This is a genomic window from Castellaniella sp. (genome assembly GCF_049650445.1).
Classification (GTDB): Bacteria; Pseudomonadota; Gammaproteobacteria; order Burkholderiales; family Burkholderiaceae_B; genus Castellaniella.
In genome coordinates this window covers 40,008-57,350 of the sequence record NZ_JBASAD010000042.1, presented here as the reverse complement: position 1 = coordinate 57,350, position 17,343 = coordinate 40,008, and the positions used below count along the sequence as shown (strand labels likewise).

Below are 17,343 nucleotides of genomic sequence, written 5' to 3'. Positions count from 1 at the left end.
ATGCGGCAACCATTCTGGTAAAACCGTTCAATCTAGGGGTTAACCCGAGTGCCTGGCGGCGAAGAAACGAGACTATAGCACAGCTTTTTTATGCAATGCAAATCCTGTCTTCAAAACGTCAAAAAACCTGGCCGCAGGGGGAGTCCCAGGGGGTGTTTCCTCTATAGGGAATGATCCTTTCTCTATAGTTGCCTCCTGTGCTCGGACCTCGGCCGGCATGCCCCCTTGCCGGAACAGACTGCGAACAGTCCCGACAAGGGGCGCACGCCGTCCCGCCGAAAAAAAAGGGACGATGGCTTGCTAGGAGGCGCATCGTGCAAGATGATAAATTCATGCTCAGCCCTATTGATTGATGCGCCGGTCTTGCACTGGTCTTTATATAGAAAGAAGAACAACACACCATGTCCAGCAGCGAAGATATCCTCATCAACGTCACGCCTTTTGAAACCCGCGTGGCCCTGACCACCCAGGGCGTCGTGCAGGAACTGCACATCGAGCGCAGCATCCAGCGCGGCCACGTCGGCAATCTGTATCTGGGCCGCGTCGCCCGGGTACTGCCCGGCATGCAAAGCGCTTTCGTGGACATCGGCCAGGAGCGGGCGGCCTTCATCCACGTGGCCGACCTGCGGCAAAACCGTCATGCCCGCATCGGCAACGGCGACCATGCGCCGCAAACCCCGATCGAAAAGCTGCTGTTCGAAGGCCAGCCCCTGCTGGTCCAGGTGATCAAGGACCCGTTGGGGACCAAAGGTGCTCGCCTGTCCACCCATATCAGTATTGCGGGACGAATGCTGGTCTATCTGCCGCACGAACCGCATATCGGCATTTCTCAGCGCATCGGCAACGAGGCAGAGCGCAATGCCCTGCGCGAGCGGCTGGTGGGGCTCAAACCTCAGGACGAACCCGGCGGTTTCATTGTCCGCACTCAGGCCGAGGATGCCAGCGACGAAGACCTGACGGCCGACATCACCTACCTGCGAACCTTGTGGGCCAATATCCAGACCCGTGTCCGCCAGGTGCCGGTGCCCTCTCCCGTCTATATCGAGCCGACTCTGACACAGCGTGTGCTGCGAGACATGGTGACACCCGAAACAGCCTCGATCACGGTCGATTCGCGCACGGTGACCCAGGAACTGGTGGAATGGGCACAGCGCTACACGCCGTCCGTGGCAGACCGCATTCATCATTACAGCGGCAACCGGCCCTTGTTCGACACGGCGAACGTGGACGAGGAAATCGCTCGCGCCCTGTCTCGCCGCGTGGATCTGAAGTCCGGCGGCTACCTGATCATCGATCAGACCGAAGCGCTGACGACGGTGGACGTGAACACAGGCGGTTTTGTGGGCGGACGCAATTTCGACGACACGATCTTCAAGACCAATCTGGAGGCGGCGGTCGCCATCGCCCGCCAGTTGCGGCTGCGCAATCTGGGCGGCATCATCGTGCTGGACTTCATCGACATGGATGACGCCGGGCATCAGGCCTCGGTCTTGTCCGAGTTGAACAAGGCCCTGTCGCGCGACCGCACCCGCACGACGGTAAGCGGGTTCAGCCAATTGGGGCTGGTGGAGATGACCCGCAAGCGCACCCGGGACTCGCTGGCGCATCAGTTGTGTGAACCCTGCCCCACTTGCGAATCGCGCGGCACGGTGCGCACGCCACGCACGCTGTGCTATGAAATCCTGCGGGAAATCCTGCGGGAAGCGCGCCAGTTCAACCCCAAGGAATTTCGCATCGTCGCCGCACAGCCCGTGATCGACCTGTTCCTGGAAGAAGAAAGCCAGCACATGGCGATGCTGGGCGACTTCATCGGCAAGCCGATTTCGCTGGAGGTCGAGGCCGGCTACAGCCAGGAGCACTACGACATCGTGCTGCTGTGAAACAGGAGCGTCCCGCCCCGATCCAGTGACCACGCAGACTATGTCGCGCAATTTCTGGTTATTGTATCCAGTTGACTGGTTTACAATACTGCCTTCTTGATCGCATCAGAAAGGATCTCTGGCGTGGAACAGGCATCGAGTCAACGCAAACCCCTCAAGCGCCAGAATCTGGCCGCCATGCTGGTCGACGACCTGCGCAAGCGCCTGCTCAGCGGCGAATTCAGCGGCGGCACCCTGCTGCGTCAGGAACAGCTCGCCCAGGAGTACGGGGTATCGCGAATGCCCGTTCGCGAAGCCCTGCGCCAGCTGGATTCGGAAGGCCTGGTCATCATGCAGGCCAACCGCGGCGCCACGGTATCGGAGCTTTCGATGGCCGAAATCGACGAGATCTTCGACTTGCGCGCGGTCCTGGAGCTGGATCTGCTCAAACGCGCCATTCCGAACATGACCCGGGCGTCGATCGACAAATCCCGCCGGATACTCGACGAACTGGACGAGGCCTACACCACCCGGGACATCGCCCAGTGGGGCGCGCTCAACGGGAAATTCCACATGAGCCTGTATGAGCCCTCCGGGCGCTCGATCTCGCTCTCGCTGGTCAACCGCATCAGCCTGCAGGTCGACCGCTACCTGCGCCTGCAGATCTCGAGGACCGACGCCATGATCGACGGTTCCGTCGAGCACAAGGCCATGCTGGACCTGTGCGGCCAGGGCAAGACCACCGAGGCGCTGGAACTGCTCGCCACCCATATCCGCCGCACCAAAGCCCAGTTGATCAGTATTCTCTCCGCCCGCCACGGCGACTAAGTCCACCGGCATCACGGCGCGCACCCGGGATCCGAGCCCGACGCGCGCACATCCCCCACTGCCGAATTCCGGGCCCGCGCGGGCCCGGAGCGGGCACGGCCTCCGGCACATGCCCGGCTCATGCCAGGGTTTCCCCTGATCCAAATCGCGTTGACACGCCAATTCCCGGCCACTACCATAGACTTTCATTTTGGATACAGGATACTTTCGGCAGGATCCTATGAATACATTCTTGGTGCCTCTGATCGACCGGCTCAACTTCCTCGTCCGCATCCTGGTCGGCTTCGGCCTGCTGTGCATGGTCGTACTGATCTCGCTGCAGGTGGCGGTGCGTTTCATTCTGCCCAAACTGGGCATGCCTGCGGGCCTGCCCTGGACTGAAGAGGCCGCGCGCTACCTGATGGTCTGGGTGATCTTTCTGGGCGGCGCCATCGCCGCGCGTCACGGCCTGCTGATCGCCGTCACCGCGCTCACCGAGGCGCTGCCGACGGTGCCCTCGCGGCTGCTGCGACGCGCAGCCCTGGCCCTGCTGGCGGGGATCTTCCTTGCCATGGCCTGGTACGGCTGGCAATGGACTCAGTTCGGGGCCGATGAAATCTCTCCCGCCCTGACACTGTCCAAGTTCTGGCTCTATCTGGCCATGCCCGTGGGCTGCACGCTGGCCGCAGTGAACACGCTGGTGCTGATGTGCCAGAACGGCGCGGCGCAGGAAGCGCTGACCGCCTGAGGCGCGCACCCTCACACGCACAATAAAACAGAGACAAATCACCATGCTCCTCATGTTCGGCACCCTGCTGTTCTGCCTGGCGATCGGCGTTCCCGTCTTCGCCTGCCTGGGCATCGCCGCCGGTCTGGCCATGCTGCAATTCGGCCTGGACCTGCTCAGCGCTCCCCAGACCATCTTCGAATCGCTCGACTCCTTCACCCTGATGGCCGTCCCCTTCTACATCCTGGCGGGCAACCTGATGCAGACCGGCGGCATCTCGCGACGCCTGATCCATCTGGCCAATTCGATCGTGGGCTGGTTGCGCGGCGGCCTGGGCGCCTCCTCGATCCTGACCTGCATGTTCTTCGCCACCATGTCGGGCTCGTCCTCGGCCACCACGGCCGCGATCGGATCGAGCATGATCCCCGCCATGGAAAAGAAGGGCTATCCCAAGAACTTCGCCGCCGCCTGCGTGGCCGTGGGCGGCGAACTGGGCGCCATCATCCCGCCCTCGCTGACCATGATCATTTACGGCCTGGTGGCCAATGTGTCGATCGGCAGCATGTTCATCGCCGGCATTCTGCCCGGCCTGCTGGTGGGCTTCTCGCTGATGCTGACCATCGTGCTGGTGGCCACGGTGCGCGGCTTCGACAACGTCACCCGGGTCAGCCCCCGCGTCTGGCTATGCAACATCTATGTCGCGCTCAAGGAATCGATCCTCGCGCTGCTGATGCCGGTCATCATCCTGGGCGGCATCTATTCAGGCATCTTCACCGCCACCGAGGCCTCGGTCGTCGCCGTGCTCTACGGCCTGCTGGTGGGCGGCCTGATCTATCGCGAACTGACGCTGCGCGATCTGGCCAAGACCTTCGTCGACTCGGCCATCATGACCGGCGTCATCATGCTGATCGTGGGCTGCGCCGCTTTGTTCGCCTACATGCTGACCCTGAACCAGGTGCCGCAGACCTTCGGCCGCTTCATCGCCGAGATCGCGGGCGGCCCCATCGGCTTCCTGCTGCTGGCCAACCTGCTGCTGTTCGTGGCCGGCATGTTCATGGAAGCTTTCGCCCTCATCATCATCCTGGTGCCCATTCTCGCGCCGATCGCCGTCCAGTTCGGCATCGACCCGATCCACTTCGGCATGATCATGATCGTCAACATCTGCATCGGGATGGTGACCCCGCCGGTCGGCGTGAACCTGTTCATCGCCTGCCAGATCGCCAACCTGCCGATCGAAAAACTGCTTCGCCCGCTGGGCATCTTCCTGGCTGTGCTGATCCTCGACGTCCTGCTGATCAGTTACATCCCCTGGCTTTCCATGGCATTCCTCTAGCCTCCCACTCCCCCCCTACACCACCAACGGAGACACACCATGAAAAAAACCCTTCTTGCAACATGCCTCGCCGCCGCCCTGCCCCTGGGTGCCGTTCAGGCCGCCGACGTCGTAGAACTGAATCTGGGCCACGTGCTGGCCACCGACAGTCACTATCACATCGTGGCCGAGAAACTCGCGGAAGTCGCCGCGGCGAAATCCAACGGCACGCTGAAAATCAACGTCTTCCCCAGCGGCCAACTGGGCGGCGAGGTCAAGCTGATCCAGTCGGCGCGCACCGGCGCGGTGCCGCTGGTCGTGACCGGCGAACCGCCAGTCGAAAACACCGTCAAGGAATTCGGCGTCTTTTCGCTGCCGTACCTGTTCCCCGATCTGCAGAAGGCCAACCACGCCATGCAGAGCCCGTTCGGCAAGCACATGCTGGGCTACCTCGACAAGCATGGCCTGGTCGGTCTGGGCTGGATTTCGTCGCTGGAGCGCAATATCTACGGCGTGCGCAAGGTCGAGAATCCCGATGACATGAAGGCGATGAAAATCCGGGTTATCCAGTCGCCGGGCTATGTCAAAGCCTACGAGGCGCTGGGCGCGCAACCCACGCCCATGGCGTATTCCGAAGTCTATCTCGCCTTGCAGACCGGGGTGATCGACGCCGGTGAGGCTTCGCCCGACACCATGATCCAGGACAAGTTCGCCGAGGTCAGCAAATACTACAACCTGGTCAAGATCCACTACATGCCCGCCATCCTGCTGATGAGCAAGGCGCGCATGGACAAGCTCTCGCCGGAACACCAGAAGATCATGCGCGAGGCGGCCGACGAGGCGGTCAAGCACGGCATCCAGTACTACACCGACGGCTATGCCAAGAGCATGGAGCAGATCAAGGCGATGGGCGTGCAGATCGTGACGCCGGACATCACCAAATTCCGCGAGAAGACCGCCTCCCTGTATCCGTCCCTGCTGACCGACATTCCCGACGGCGAGGCCAACGTGAAGGCCGCCCGCGCCGCCATCGAATAATCCTTTTTCCAACCCCCGTTCAACCCAGAGATACGGCCCGGGCGCTCCCCGGGCCAGGAGATCGTCATGTCCCAAGAATTGAAAGGCATCTGCGCCGCCGCCTGCACCCCCATGAGCGACGATGGTTCGTCGGTGGATTACGACCGCCTCAAGACCCATCTGGACACCCTGGTCGAGGCCGGCGTCCACATCATCGCCGTGTGCGGCGGCACGGGTGAATTTCCGTTCCTGTCCACCGAGGAAAAGCGCCGGATCGCCGAAGTCGCCGCGCGCCATATCAACGGACGCACCAAGCTCATCGTCCAGTCCTCGGCCATCCGCACCGAGGACGCCATCGAAGCCTCGCGCCATGCCGAAGGTCTGGGCGCCGACGCCCTGCTGGTGCTGCCGCCCTACTTTGAAGGCCCCACCCCCGACGGCGTCTACAGCCACTACGAGCGAATCGCCCAGGCGGTCAAGACGCCGATCATGGCCTACAACATCCCCGTGCACTCGGGCTTCGACATCACGCCGGAATTCTTCAAGCGGCTGCAGCAGATCGACAGCGTCAAGTACCTCAAGGACACCAGCGGCAACTTCGTGCGCCTGCAGGAACTGATCGTTGCCGGCCTGCCGGTCTTCAACGGCGCCGACCCCTTCGCCTTCCACGCACTGGTGGCCGGTGCTCAGGGCTGCTTCTGGGGTGCCGTCAATGCCATGCCGCGTCAGGCCGTCGAGCTCTACGACCTGGTCCAGGCCGGCCAGCTCAGCAAGGCCGCCGAACTCTGGAAACGCATGCTGCCCGCCAACCTGTTCTTCTGGAACCACCCGTACAACCCCGCCGTGAAGGCCGCCACAAACCTTCTGGTGAACAAGGTGGGCCCCTGCCGGCAACCCGTCCAGTCCCTGTCCGACGCGGATCTGCGCGAACTGGAAGCCGTCCTGCAGCCCCTGCGCTGACCCGGCGCACGTCGAAAAGGAGACCCCATGTCTGCCATTGAACGAGTCTACGACCAGGCCCGGGCCGGCGCGCTGTACGCCGGTCCGGTGATCCCGGGATTCCAGGCCTCGGCCGCCCGCATGCCCGTCGTCAGCCCCATCGACAACACGCTGATCGGCATTCTGGTCGCGGGCACCGCAGCCGACGTGAACGCCGCCGTCATCGCAGCCCGCGCCAGCTTCGAGTCGGGCGAATGGTCGGGCATGGCGCCCGCCGAGCGCAAGCGGGTGCTGCTCGACTGGGTGGCGCTGATCCGCGAGCACTCAGAGGAAATCGCCGCGCTGGACTGCGTGGACGCAGGCAAGCCCATCACGGAATGCCTGCACACCGACATGCCGGCGACGCTGGACACCTTCGCCTGGTACGCCGAGGCCGTCGACAAGTGCTTCGGCCGCATCTCGCCCACCGGCGGTGACGCCCTGGGCCTGATCGTCAAGGAGCCCATCGGTGTGGTCGGCGCGGTGCTGCCCTGGAACTTCCCGGCCCTGATGTTCGCCTGGAAAGTCGCGCCCGCCCTGGCGGCCGGCAACTCGGTGATCGTCAAGCCGGCCGAGCTGACCTCGCTCAGCGCCTACCGCCTGACCCAGCTCGCCCACCAGGCCGGCGTGCCCGCCGGTGCCCTGACCCTGGTCACCGGCACGGGCGAGGACACCGGCGAGCCGCTGGGCCGCCACCCTGACGTGGACATGGTGTCCTTCACCGGTTCCACTGAAGTCGGCCGCCTGTTCCTGAAATATTCCGCCGAAAGCAATCTCAAGGAGATCGTGCTGGAATGCGGCGGCAAGAGCCCGCAAGTCGTGTTCGAGGACGCCGATCTGGATGCGGCGGTCGGCCAGATGCTCTCGGCCGCCTTCTGGAACATGAGCGAGAACTGCAGTTGCGGTTCACGCATGATCGTGCAGGCGAGCATCAAGGACGCCGTCATCGAACGCCTGAAGCACGGTTTGGCCGACTGGAAGGTCGGCCTGCCCACCGATCCGGCCACGCGCATCGGCCCCATGGTCGAAGAGCCGCACTTCCAGAAGGTGCGGGCCTTCCTGGAAGAAGCGCCGGCCGCAGGGGCGCGTCTCGCGCACGGCGGACGCATCCATGCCGAGCTGGGCAGCGGCTGGTACGTCGAACCGACGATCTTCGATGGCGTGACGCCCTCAATGCGCCTGTTTCAGGAAGAGGTCTTCGGCCCGGTCCTCGCGGTCACGACCTTCGAGACCGAGGACGAAGCCGTGGCGCTGGCCAACGACACCCAGTACGGGCTCGCCGCCTCGCTCTACACCCGGGACGTCGGCCGGGCGCAGCGCGTGTCCCGGCGCATCAAGGCCGGCACGGTGTCGATCAACGGCTTTTCCGAAGGCGACATCACGGCACCCTTCGGGGGCTACAAGCTGTCAGGCTTCGGCGGCCGCGACAAGGGGATGGAAGCGTTCGACCAGTACACCCAGACCAAGGTCATCTGGTACATGAACGCCTGAGTGCACGAGCTGGACGTCTCGATTCAGTCGCCGACGTCCAGCTTGTTTTCCCAGCTATTGTCCACTGTGCAGGCATCCGGCTTCATCATGGCGGTCAGCATCTGATGCACCCGCTCCATCTGTCCGGAGCGATAGCTGTAGGCCTTGACGTTGATGGTGCGATTGTGCAGCAGCGTCAGGCTGAGCACGACGCTGTCCTCCCAGCCCGCGCCAGGCGTCGTGCGGTAGACGACGCGCCCGAAGGCCGACTCGTTGGGCACCATCTCGAAGGTATAGGTCACGTGACAGACCGCCGCGTGCCGGAACAGATTCTGCTGTACCTGAGGAAAATCGATGGGCAGGCGGCGGCGCTCGGTCACGTAATAGCGATCGGTCTCCAGTTGATCGGCGGTCAATCCGACGGTGCCGGGAGCAGCGCAGGCGGCCAGTGTGGCCAGGGTCGCGAGGGCGAATACGGTTTTCATGATCAACTCCGGAAAGGTTCGACGTCATCCTGAAACTGCAAGCGGTACAGGTTGGCGTACAGGCCGCCGGCCGCCAGCAATTCGGCGTGGCTGCCTTGTTCGACGATACGGCCCTGATCCAGGACGACGATGCAGTCGGCCTTTTGCACGGTACTGAGCCGGTGAGCGATCACCAGGGTCGTGCGGCCCGCCATCAGGCGTTCCAGCGAGAGCTGGACCTGGCGTTCGGACTCGTTGTCCAGGGCGGAGGTGGCCTCATCCAGGATCAGGATCGGGGCGTTCTTGATGAGGGCGCGTGCAATGGCCAGACGCTGGCGCTGACCACCGGACAGCGCATTGGCGTTGCTGCCGACCCGGGTCTGGATGCCTTCGGGCAGGCTGTCGACGAATTCCAGCAGGCTGGCCGCTTCCAGGGCCGCGCGGATGCGGTCTTCCGGCACCTCGCCCTGCATGCCGTAGGCCACGTTTTCGGCGATCGTGCCGTCGAACAGGACGACGTCCTGGCTGACCAGTGAAAGCTGTGAGCGCAGGGCGCCGAGCCGCAGTTCACACACATCGATGCCATCGATCAGCACCTGGCCCGCGGTGGGTTCGATGAAACGCGGCAGCATATTGACCAGCGTGGTCTTGCCGCTGCCCGATCGCCCCACCAACGCCACCGTCTGGCCGGCCTGGACCGTGAGCGTCACCTGATCCAGGGTGTCACGGGCCGCGTCGGGAAAACGATGGGTGACGGCCTGGAAGACGACCTCGCCGCGAGGACGGTCCCGGATTTCACGGGTGCCCGTGTCCGGCTCGACGGGCTCGTCGATCAGGGCAAAGACGCTTTCGGCGGAAATCAGCATGCGCTGAGCCGCCCCGGCGATGTTGGTAAGCCGCTTCAGCGGATCGAAAATCTGGCCCAGCGCCGCCATGAAGGCGGCGAAGCTGCCCACCGTCAGGCCTTCATGATTGGCCTGATACAGAGCCACGGCAACGACGATGGCCACGGACAGGGCGACGAAGAACTGGGAGATCGGCGACATGGCCGAATCCGCGCTGGCCGCGCGCATGGAGAAGCGGCGCAGACGGGCGTTGACGTAGGCGAAACGGTCACGTTCACGCGCATAGCCGTCGAACAGCTTGATGACGCGCTGGCCCGCGATGCCTTCGGAGACCACATGGGTGAGCTCCGCATTCATGTTGATCGTGTCGCGATTGATGTGCCGCAGGCGCTTGATGAAATAGCGACCCGTCACGACGGACAGCGGCAGCATCACCAGCACGATCAGCGTCAATTGCCAGGACATGTACAGCAGCACCGCCAGCAGGGCCACGACCGTCAGGGACTCCCGCACGATCACGCGGATGACCTCGGTGGACAGGCCGCTGACGTTGCCGGCGTCGATGGTGAAGCGGTTGAGCAGGCGCCCGTGATCGCGGGCCCGGAAGGTTTCGTCGGACATGCCCAGCAGGCGGTCGAACATGTCGCGGCGCAAGGACAGCAGCATGTTGTTGGCGACCCAGGACATCAGATAGGTACCGCCGAAGGTGCACAGGCCGCGCAGCAGCATCAGGCCGACCACGGCCAAGGGAATGGACCAGATGTAAGAGGGCTGCGCACCGGTGAAGCCCTCGTCGAGCAGGGGCTTCATGATGACCGCCAGCAACGGCTGGGTCGCCGAGGCGATGCTGAGCAGGATCAGGGCCAGCAGGCCGACCTTCCAGTCCCGGCCCAGGCGGACGTAGATCTGTCGCCACAGTTCCAGTCGCACAGGACGGTTGTCCACAGGATGATCGGTGGAGGTCTTCACCCGGCACACTCTCTTATATACTTTGGGAATCACGCATTTTAGCCCGTTCGCGCCTTCGGACCGCGACGGGTGCTGGAGCTGCCGCGTTGACACCTTCACCCAGTCCCGCCCTGTACGTCCGCCTGCCCAACTGGGTCGGCGACGTCTGCATGAGCCTGCCGAGCCTGGAAGCCCTGATCGCCACAGGCCTGCCCGTCGTGGCCTGCGCCCGCCCCTGGGCACGAGATCTGCTGTCGGCCTACCCCCTGGCCGGCTTCGTGCCCATGCAAGGCGTCTGGCGCGCCGACCGGGCGGCTGTGCGCAATGCGCGACGACAGGCGCCGTACGGACGATCTCTGGGCCTGCTGCTGCCTGATTCGCTGTCCAGCGCCCTGGTGTTCCGTTTCGCGGGCATCCCCTGCGCCGGCTATCGCGACGACGGCCGCAGCCTGATCCTGCGCTGGCCCTGTGCCAAGCCGGTCGGGCCGCTGCACGCGGTGCAATCCTGGTATCACCTGACCCGACAGGTGCTGGCGCGGTGGCGGCTGCCGGAGCCTCCCTCCCAGCCTGCCGAAGAACTGCGCTGGCAGGCCGCCGCCACCCACGAGGATGAGGCGTCCCGGGCGCTGGCCCAGGCCGGTCTCGCCAACGGCGATTTCGTCCTGATCGCACCGACGGCGACCGGGCTGCACAAGGGGCGCGTCAAGGTCTGGCCGGGCTTTGACAGCCTGACCCGGTCCCTGCAGGCGCGCGGCCTGGCGGTCGCCATGTCGCCTCCCGAGTCCGAACGCCGGGCCGCGCAGGACAACGCACCCACCGCCCTGCTGCTGCCCCCCCTGGGGCTGGGCGCCTTCGCGGCGCTGACCCGGCGCGCGGCCCTGGTGATCTGCAACGACTCCGGGGTCTCCCACTTGGGTGCCGCCGCCGGCGCCCGGCAGATCACCCTGTTCGGCGTCACTGATCCCGCTCGCACCGGCCCCTGGTCCAACCGGGCCGTCCGCATGGGCCGCATGGATGCCTGGCCCGCCGCCCCCGAGGTCCTGTCCACCGCGCTGGACCTCCTCGACACGCCTCCCTCCGCATGACGATCACCGCTTTCCTGGGCAACCTGCTGATTCCCCTGAACCTGTCGGTCACCCTGCTGGTGCTGGCCCTGCTCCTGTTCATCCTGCGCTGGCGCAAGACGGCCGGGATTCTGACGGCCGGCGCACTGGCCTGGGTGCTGTTCTGGTCCTTGCCGACCTCATCGCTGTGGGCCGGCGGTCTGCTGGAGCAGCGCTATTCCCACAGACCGGCGGCATCCATGCCGACGGCCCAGGCCATCGTGGTCCTGGGCGGCAATTCGGCCAACGGCCGTCGCAACTGGTTCGAGCCCTATGACCGCGACACGGCGATCGTCCGTACCGATACGGCCGCCCAACTCTACGCGGCGGACCGCGCGCCTCTGGTGATCGTGTCCGGGGCGGCCTTGGACGGCGGCCAGAGCGAAGCCGTCATGATGGCGGCGGCCCTGGAACGCGACGGCGTGCCCGCGCAAGCGATCATCAAGGAAAACCAGAGCGACACCACGCGCGAAAATGCGGTCTACACGGCCCGGCTGCTGCGCGACCAAGGCATCGAACGCTTCCTGCTGGTGACCTCCGCCCTGCACATGCCTCGGTCCATGGCCAGTTTCCAGAAGCAAGGCCTGAACCCGATCGCGGCACCCTCACCGCCTCAGATCGTCGTCCCCGACGACCCCGACTTCGCCTTCTGGCTGCCGAACATGCGCGCGCTGAACGCCAGCCGCTCGATCATCAAGGAATACCTGGGGCTGCTGGTCTATTGGGCGCGCGGCTGGGCCTGAAGGCCAACGCGCCCGCGGGCCGACACCCGCTGCTGTGCCTCAGCAGCGGGTGTCAGGATGCAGTACCGCGTTCGCGCAGAACGTCCGCGTAGACGTCCAGATACTGACGGGCGACTTCCGGCCAGGCATGGCGGGCCAGGACATCCCGTGCGCCGGCATCCAGCCGCGCGCGCAGATCCACATCGGAACGCAGCCGCTCGATGGCCTGTGCCAGTTCGTCCGCACGTTCGGGGTGACTGAGGACCAGGGCCTCTGCCTCCGGCTGGACATACTGGGCAAAACCGCACCAGGGCGCGGGGCTGAGGATCACCGGCAGGCCAAAGGACATGGCCTCCAGGGGCGCCATGCCGAAGCTGTCGTTCAGGGTGGGATGCACGTACAGATCGGCCGCCTGGTAATACGGGGCCACCTGCGAGGTTTCCGCCACCAGATGGACCCGGTCGCGCACGGACTCCGGAGCGCGGGCCACGCATTCGCGCGCGGCCGCATTGGCGCCCACCACCACCAGCAGCACGTCACCGGGCAGTTCGGCCAGCGCCTGAAGCACGGTCGGCAGACCCTTGCGCATCGGATTGCGCGCCACCAGCAGGCAGAGCGTGCCGGCGGCCGGCAGACCCAGATCGGCCCGCATCCGGCGGCGCTGTTCAGGCGTGACCGGCTCGGCCTGCGCCACGCCCGGGGCGATCACGGGCACCACCAGGGACGGGCCGTAAGCCTGCGCCAACTGATGCGCGATCAACTGCGACACGGCAACGACCCGATGGCCGGGACGTGGTGCCACGCGCCGGGCCTCCAGGCCCAGATAAGTCCGCACCCGGGGACTGATGCATGACAGCCAGCGCCGCAGGCCGGACATGGATTGCACGCGCCAACGATAGCGCACCGGCGTGACGTGCACGACTTCCACGTCACCGCACCAGCCGTTCATGTGGGAGTGGACGATGTCGTAACCGCCACGCGTGGCGCGCGCCGCGCGCCGGGCGAACAGCCAGACCCGGAGCCAACTGGGCCAGCGCCGGCCGACGGCGATCGGCCGGAACGGCAGTTGCAGATCACAGGCGGGATCATAGGCCCGAGCGAAGACCGTGACCCGATGACCGGCGGCGGCCAGTTCCCGCATCAGTTCCACGCCATAGGCTTCGGCCCCGCCGTAGCGATTGCCGAAGCGATCGACGACGAAGGCAATGCTCAGGGACCGGGCGGCATCGGAAGAGGCTGGATCAGACATGGGCCGATTATAGGGGTCAGCAGACCTCAGGCGCAGATCTCGCGGTAAAGCGCCATCGTCTGTCCTGCAGACATCGGCATGGTGAAGCGTGCCAGTGCACGCGACCGGGCGGACTCACGCATTTCAGGAAGCGCCGACGCAGCCAGGCGTTCCAGCAGCCATGCGTGAACGGCATCGACGTCGCCAGCCGGGAGCACCCAACCGTCCACTCCGTGACGAACCAGTTCCGGCAAACCGCCCGCATTGGAAACCAGGGTCGGCAGCCCCATGGCCAGCGACTCGCACACCGCATAGGATCCTGCCTCGTGCAGCGAAAGCACAAAACTCATGTGACAGGCCGCCAGCACCCGGCGCGGATCGTCCACCTGACCTGGAAAGACCACCACATCTCCCATGCCCAGATCCTCGACTTCCCGCCTCAAGGCCGGTGGCGGAGGGTCCCCCGCAATCAGCAGGCGGACACGCAGGCGTTGAGCCTGCGGCAAACGGGCGGCGGCCCGCACGAGAAAGATCCACCCTTTCGCCAAGTCCGTCCCACCCACGCTGCCAAGCACCAGCACATCCTGCGGCAGCGCGCCCAACAGCGCACGACGCGCCTCGTCGACGGCTTGAGGCGTAGGCGGCAAGAAGTGATTGGTATCGACACCCAGGCGGATCGTATGGACCGGCAGACGTCCGTAGGGCGAAGCCTGCAATTGGCGGCTGACGAAATCGCAGACGCCAATGGTCCCCTCTGTGCCGCAGCCGGCACGGATCAGGTTTCCAAAACTTGAGACCGGCTTGGTGTTGTGCTTGGTCCAGACGATACGCGGCGGGTTGTCCAGGCCGAGCCGAGCCAGCATGACCTGTCGATGATCAGCCGAGCCGTTGACGTGCACGATGTCGAAACCGCCTTCGCGCAGCAGGCGCCGCAACTGTCGCGTTTCTGCCAGCATGGGCCACAGTCGCGTACTGTAGGCCACATCCACACAACGCACTCCCGGAATCTGTTCCGCCAGCGCGAATAATCGGCTTGTACCGGGCGTAGCCAGAACGACTTCATGTTCACCCTTGAAGGAACGAATCAGATTGAGGATATAAGGAGCGTGTCCGCCACTGCCGCGGGGGTGAAAATTGGTATACAGAATTCTCATGGGTTCACGGAAAGAGCACCGACCAGGTCAGCGGGAGTCTCAGGGAGGATGGATGCCATCCGAAACAAACGGACGAGACTCTCGTTCGTTCCGGATACGTTTGTTGTCTTCGAGCCGCGTCAGGCATTTCTGCAAGAAACGCAGCAGATGCGTCGAACGGACAACGGCCACACGCGGCAATGCGTAGGGATCATCGCCCAGCCGCGCCAACCCACGCGCAGTCGTCGTGGCGCTGTCGTAACCGGCCTCACGCGTGACATTCGCCAGCGCAGAAGTGAAATGGCCGTAGGGATAACAGAACGCCCGCACCGGGGCACCCGCGATCTGCTCCAAGGCCTCGCGTGAGTCGCGGATCTCGTTGACGGCCAGTTCCGGCGAAATACGCGACAAATCAGGATGATTCAGGGTATGCGAGCCGACCTCGTGGCCGGCGGCCGCCCAGGCGCGCAAGCCGGCGGCATCCATGAGCGGCGAAGGCGGCACGCCCTCGTCGGCGTCCCAGACGTTGCTGCCGCCCAGTTGGCGGACGACGAAGTAGTTGGTCGCCAGGAAAGCGCATTCTTCAAGCACCGGCACCGCGTTTTCCAGCACATTGGCGTAGCCGTCGTCAAAAGTGATGCCGACGACCTTGCCCTGTTTTTCTCCACGCAGATAAGGGCCCAGCCGGGCCATCGACAGCCCCCGGTAGCCCAGGCGCCGCAGCCACAGCATCTGCCGCCGGAAATCCCGGGGATGCACGGTCAGGCCTCGATAGGGCGTGCCGCGCGGGCCGGGCTCCCCGATCTGGTGGTACATGAGGATAGGGATCATCAGCGGATTATATCGGGCCGCCGGGCCCGGCGGCCCAGCCAATACAGCTTCACATAACGGTAGAAGCTGCCCGTGCCTGCCATGCCGGCCAGCACCAGACCCTGCCAGCCGTCCAGGAAGCCTCGCCGCAGCACATAATGGCGAATGAACGTCCAGGCGCCGTGGCCGAACGGCCCCAGCACCGTCGTCCGCCGTCCCCGCTCGAAGGCGCTGCGCGCGGCCTCGGTGGAATAGCGGTTGATCTTGTCGATGAAGACTTCCAGACTGGCGTAGGGATAGTGCAGAAAATGCCCGGACAGGGTGCCCGTGCGCCCACGAATCTGGACGTGTTCATGCACGGCTGCGTCAGTGAAGCGCCCCGCATCGCGGCGGAACAGGCGCACGACGTAATCCGGCCACCAGCCGCTGTGGCGGATCCATCGGCCACAGAAATTGGACAGCCGGGCCATCCGATAACCCTCGGCGTCAGGCGCCTGGATGGCCTGCTGAATCGCCCCGGCCAGTTCGGGTGTCACGCGCTCGTCAGCGTCGATGGACAGCACCCAGTCGCCCGTGGCCAGGTCCAGCACCCGGTTTTTTTGCGGGCCGAAACCCGGCCAGTCCGGCGAGACCTCGACCCGCGCACCGCGCGCCCGGGCGATCTCGCAGGTCGCATCCGTGCTGCCGGAGTCCAGCACGACGATTTCATCGGCGAAAGCCACGGAATCGAGGCAATCGCCGATGTGCGCGGCCTCGTTTTTGGTGATGACGATGACGGACAGCTTCATGAGTACCTTGCCCTCTCCTTGAGCCAGCGGCTATAGCACTGCTCGGTCCGGCGGACCATGTTCTCCGATGTGAATCGGTCGGAACAGCGCACGGCCCGCATCCCCGCCCGCCCCATGGAACGACACCGAGCGGGGTTCTCGATCAGCATCCGGATCGCGTTTTCCAAGGCGCCCTGATCATGCACAGGCACCAGCAAGCCGGTCACGCCATCTTCTACGACCTCAGGGACGCCGCCCACATCCGTCCCGACCACGGGCAGACCCGCCGCGCCCGCTTCGATGAAGGAAGTCCCCAGCGCCTCCTGCTCCGTCGCCAGGGCAAAGATGTCGAAGCCGGCCAGCACATTGGGGATATCGGAACGCCTGCCTGTAAACAGGACTTTGTCTTGCAATCCTTGCGCACGCACATAGGCCTGCAATTCCTCCAGCAGGGGCGCCCCATCCCCCACCAGCACCAGAAAGACATCCGGTCGCCGCAATAACGCAGCCATGGCATCGATCAGCGCGCGATGTCCTTTCTTGTCGCGCATCACAGCCACGCACCCCACGACGACCGCATCGGCGGGCACGCCCAACTCATGCCGCAGGCTGGAGCGCTCCACCACGGAGGATAAAGGAATCGGGGTGTAGATCGTCGCCACGCGTGCAGGATCGACACGCCGCTCCAGCAACAGGCGACGCACATACTCGCTGATCGCAATCACGCGATGCGGGACACCCGTATACGACACCAGGGAACCCGGCTTGACCGCCAGGTGACGGGTACGGACGATCAAGGGCGTCCCGGCCAGGCGTCCCGCCACCCCGGCCAGCAGGGTATCCCGCCGGCTATGGGTATTGAGGACGTCAAAGTGCCCCGTCCTCAGGAGACTGCGGACTCGAAACACGCCACGCACATAATTGCGGGGGCCGTCCATCAACAAGGTATGAACCTCGAAGCCTTCATCGCGCAGGCATTGCGCCAGGCGGGCATGCGGCTGACACAGCGCCTCCATGTGATGGCCCGCCGTCCGCATGGCGCACATTTCCTTGAAAATACGGTTTTCCTGGCCGCCCCATCCGGTCGCCGCCTCTGAGTGAAGGACATGCAGGGATCTCATCGGGAGCCATGGAAGGCGAGCCGCATCATGCG

Annotated in this window: 16 protein-coding genes; 9 read left to right on the top strand and 7 right to left on the bottom strand. The window is 64.8% G+C overall.

All coding sequences use genetic code 11. The features are described 5' to 3' along the window. The first annotated feature begins 401 nt into the window (after positions 1-401). From rng to WA983_RS15185, 7 genes are all read left to right on the top strand, one after another. Entirely contained in the window at positions 402-1,880 is a 1,479-nt protein-coding gene (rng, locus tag WA983_RS15215) for a ribonuclease G (RefSeq protein ID WP_424249112.1), read from the top strand. A gap of 123 nt (positions 1,881-2,003) precedes the next feature. Then, positions 2,004-2,687, top strand: a complete 684-nt coding sequence (locus WA983_RS15210) for a GntR family transcriptional regulator (RefSeq protein WP_424249110.1) — start codon at positions 2,004-2,006, stop codon at positions 2,685-2,687. Between the two features lie 220 nt (positions 2,688-2,907). Beyond that, positions 2,908-3,414 carry a TRAP transporter small permease gene (locus WA983_RS15205; RefSeq protein ID WP_424249108.1) on the top strand — a complete coding sequence of 169 codons (507 nt, stop codon included), beginning with the start codon at positions 2,908-2,910 and terminating at the stop codon, positions 3,412-3,414. 43 nt (positions 3,415-3,457) lie between these two features. Beyond that, complete coding sequence (locus WA983_RS15200; protein WP_424249107.1) at positions 3,458-4,726, top strand: TRAP transporter large permease; 1,269 nt, start codon at positions 3,458-3,460, stop codon at positions 4,724-4,726. A 39-nt stretch (positions 4,727-4,765) separates the two neighbouring features. Continuing rightward, positions 4,766-5,743 carry a TRAP transporter substrate-binding protein gene (locus WA983_RS15195; protein ID WP_424249105.1) on the top strand — a complete coding sequence of 326 codons (978 nt, stop codon included), beginning with the start codon at positions 4,766-4,768 and terminating at the stop codon, positions 5,741-5,743. Between the two features lie 66 nt (positions 5,744-5,809). Then, positions 5,810-6,682 carry a dihydrodipicolinate synthase family protein gene (locus tag WA983_RS15190; RefSeq protein ID WP_424249103.1) on the top strand — a complete coding sequence of 291 codons (873 nt, stop codon included), beginning with the start codon at positions 5,810-5,812 and terminating at the stop codon, positions 6,680-6,682. Between the two features lie 27 nt (positions 6,683-6,709). Further along, entirely contained in the window at positions 6,710-8,191 is a 1,482-nt protein-coding gene (locus WA983_RS15185) for an aldehyde dehydrogenase (RefSeq protein WP_424249101.1), read from the top strand. A gap of 23 nt (positions 8,192-8,214) precedes the next feature. Here WA983_RS15185 and WA983_RS15180 read toward each other — a convergent pair whose 3' ends face one another. Both WA983_RS15180 and msbA read right to left on the bottom strand, forming a co-directional pair. Continuing rightward, positions 8,215-8,655, bottom strand: coding sequence for a hypothetical protein (locus WA983_RS15180; RefSeq protein WP_424249099.1), 441 nt, complete (start codon positions 8,653-8,655; stop codon positions 8,215-8,217). A gap of 2 nt (positions 8,656-8,657) precedes the next feature. Beyond that, complete coding sequence (msbA, locus tag WA983_RS15175) at positions 8,658-10,448, bottom strand: lipid A export permease/ATP-binding protein MsbA (RefSeq protein ID WP_424249097.1); 1,791 nt, start codon at positions 10,446-10,448, stop codon at positions 8,658-8,660. A 149-nt stretch (positions 10,449-10,597) separates the two neighbouring features. Here msbA and WA983_RS15170 point away from each other — a divergent pair, with 149 nt between their 5' ends. Together WA983_RS15170 and WA983_RS15165 are read left to right on the top strand one after the other, a co-directional pair. Further along, on the top strand, positions 10,598-11,512 hold the full coding sequence (locus tag WA983_RS15170; RefSeq protein WP_424312272.1) for a glycosyltransferase family 9 protein: 915 nt from the start codon (positions 10,598-10,600) through the stop codon (positions 11,510-11,512). Next, the gene (locus WA983_RS15165) at positions 11,509-12,273 is read left to right on the top strand and encodes a YdcF family protein (RefSeq protein WP_424249096.1); all 765 of its coding nucleotides are present in this window, start codon (positions 11,509-11,511) and stop codon (positions 12,271-12,273) included. The genes WA983_RS15170 and WA983_RS15165 overlap by 4 nt, the downstream gene beginning before the upstream one ends. A gap of 52 nt (positions 12,274-12,325) precedes the next feature. Here WA983_RS15165 and WA983_RS15160 read toward each other — a convergent pair whose 3' ends face one another. The 5 genes from WA983_RS15160 to WA983_RS15140 are packed head-to-tail and all read right to left on the bottom strand — an operon-like array spanning position 12,326 to position 17,311. Further along, on the bottom strand, positions 12,326-13,501 hold the full coding sequence (locus tag WA983_RS15160; protein ID WP_424312269.1) for a glycosyltransferase family 4 protein: 1,176 nt from the start codon (positions 13,499-13,501) through the stop codon (positions 12,326-12,328). 26 nt (positions 13,502-13,527) lie between these two features. Then, on the bottom strand, positions 13,528-14,634 hold the full coding sequence (locus WA983_RS15155) for a glycosyltransferase (RefSeq protein ID WP_424249234.1): 1,107 nt from the start codon (positions 14,632-14,634) through the stop codon (positions 13,528-13,530). A gap of 39 nt (positions 14,635-14,673) precedes the next feature. Further along, positions 14,674-15,447 (bottom strand): polysaccharide deacetylase family protein, encoded by a 774-nt coding sequence (locus tag WA983_RS15150; RefSeq protein ID WP_424249240.1) that lies wholly within the window; start codon positions 15,445-15,447, stop codon positions 14,674-14,676. Further along, on the bottom strand, positions 15,444-16,211 hold the full coding sequence (locus tag WA983_RS15145) for a glycosyltransferase family 2 protein (protein ID WP_424249232.1): 768 nt from the start codon (positions 16,209-16,211) through the stop codon (positions 15,444-15,446). Before WA983_RS15145 ends, WA983_RS15150 begins: the two co-directional genes overlap by 4 nt. Beyond that, positions 16,208-17,311 (bottom strand): glycosyltransferase family 4 protein, encoded by a 1,104-nt coding sequence (locus tag WA983_RS15140; RefSeq protein WP_424249230.1) that lies wholly within the window; start codon positions 17,309-17,311, stop codon positions 16,208-16,210. Before WA983_RS15140 ends, WA983_RS15145 begins: the two co-directional genes overlap by 4 nt. Positions 17,312-17,343 lie beyond the last annotated feature (32 nt).

Coding starts and splice junctions, on each gene's coding strand:
- WA983_RS15200 (WP_424249107.1), top strand. CDS start 3,458: ATGCTCCTCATGTTCGGCACCCTGCTGTTCTGCCTGGCGATCGGCGTT.
- WA983_RS15170 (WP_424312272.1), top strand. CDS start 10,598: ATGAGCCTGCCGAGCCTGGAAGCCCTGATCGCCACAGGCCTGCCCGTC.
- rng (WP_424249112.1), top strand. CDS start 402: ATGTCCAGCAGCGAAGATATCCTCATCAACGTCACGCCTTTTGAAACC.
- WA983_RS15205 (WP_424249108.1), top strand. CDS start 2,908: ATGAATACATTCTTGGTGCCTCTGATCGACCGGCTCAACTTCCTCGTC.
- WA983_RS15155 (WP_424249234.1), bottom strand. CDS start 14,634: ATGAGAATTCTGTATACCAATTTTCACCCCCGCGGCAGTGGCGGACAC.
- WA983_RS15180 (WP_424249099.1), bottom strand. CDS start 8,655: ATGAAAACCGTATTCGCCCTCGCGACCCTGGCCACACTGGCCGCCTGC.
- WA983_RS15145 (WP_424249232.1), bottom strand. CDS start 16,211: ATGAAGCTGTCCGTCATCGTCATCACCAAAAACGAGGCCGCGCACATC.
- WA983_RS15185 (WP_424249101.1), top strand. CDS start 6,710: ATGTCTGCCATTGAACGAGTCTACGACCAGGCCCGGGCCGGCGCGCTG.
- WA983_RS15140 (WP_424249230.1), bottom strand. CDS start 17,311: ATGAGATCCCTGCATGTCCTTCACTCAGAGGCGGCGACCGGATGGGGC.
- WA983_RS15195 (WP_424249105.1), top strand. CDS start 4,766: ATGAAAAAAACCCTTCTTGCAACATGCCTCGCCGCCGCCCTGCCCCTG.
- WA983_RS15165 (WP_424249096.1), top strand. CDS start 11,509: ATGACGATCACCGCTTTCCTGGGCAACCTGCTGATTCCCCTGAACCTG.
- WA983_RS15160 (WP_424312269.1), bottom strand. CDS start 13,501: ATGTCTGATCCAGCCTCTTCCGATGCCGCCCGGTCCCTGAGCATTGCC.
- WA983_RS15190 (WP_424249103.1), top strand. CDS start 5,810: ATGTCCCAAGAATTGAAAGGCATCTGCGCCGCCGCCTGCACCCCCATG.